Raw genomic sequence first — 753 nt, 5'->3', positions numbered from 1 at the left:
CATCTGGGTCGAGCTTCTGGGGGTCGAGCGGGTCGGACGCCACGACCACTTCTTCGAGCTCGGCGGTCACTCGCTGCTGGCGGTGCAATTGATGGAGCGGCTGCGGCGGCTGTCGCTGGGGGTGGAGGTGCGCACCCTGTTCGCCAGGCCGGTGCTTTGCGATCTCGCGGCAAGCCTTGGCAGTCATCACGAGGTGGCGGTCCCCGCCAACCTGATCGACGAGGATAGCACGGCGATCACGCCAGAGATGCTGCCGCTGATCGAGCTGTCGCAGCAAGAGATCGACCGGGTCGTCGCCACGGTGCCGGGTGGCCTCGGCAACATCCAGGACATCTATGGCCTGTCGCCGCTGCAGGACGGCATCCTGTTCCATCATCTGCTGGCGACCCGGGGCGATCCCTACCTGCTGGTGTCGCAGATGGCATTTGCCGAGCGTAGCCTGCTGGAGCGCTATCTTGGTGCGGTCCAGCAGGTGGTCGACCGGCACGACATCCTGCGCACGGCCTTTGTCTGGGAGAGGCTGTCGAACCCGGCCCAGGTGGTGTGGCGTCGCGCGCCGCTGGAGGTGAGCGAGGTCGAGCTGGATGAAGACGACAGTCCCGCTCATGAGCAACTGAAGCGCCGGTTCGATCCGCGTCACTATCGCGTCGATCTTGGCCGGGCGCCGCTGCTGCGGTTCGTGATCGCGCGCGAGCCCGGCAGCGGGCGCTGGCTGCTTTTGGAGCTGCTGCATCATTTGATCGGGGATCACAC

The 753-nt window shown here is 66.1% G+C and carries 1 protein-coding gene; it reads left to right on the top strand.

Annotation, left to right across the window (positions count from 1 at the left end; all coding sequences use genetic code 11):
• Window positions 1-753: condensation domain-containing protein (locus O7A70_RS33860; protein ID WP_337144212.1), on the top strand; the 753-nt coding region annotated here is incomplete at both ends.

This window comes from Mesorhizobium sp. Cs1299R1N1 (genome assembly GCF_037179655.1).
Taxonomy (GTDB): Bacteria; Pseudomonadota; Alphaproteobacteria; order Rhizobiales; family Rhizobiaceae; genus Mesorhizobium; species Mesorhizobium salmacidum.
Note: the sequence above shows the minus strand (reverse complement) of the source record. Positions and strands in the feature narration are given on the sequence as shown.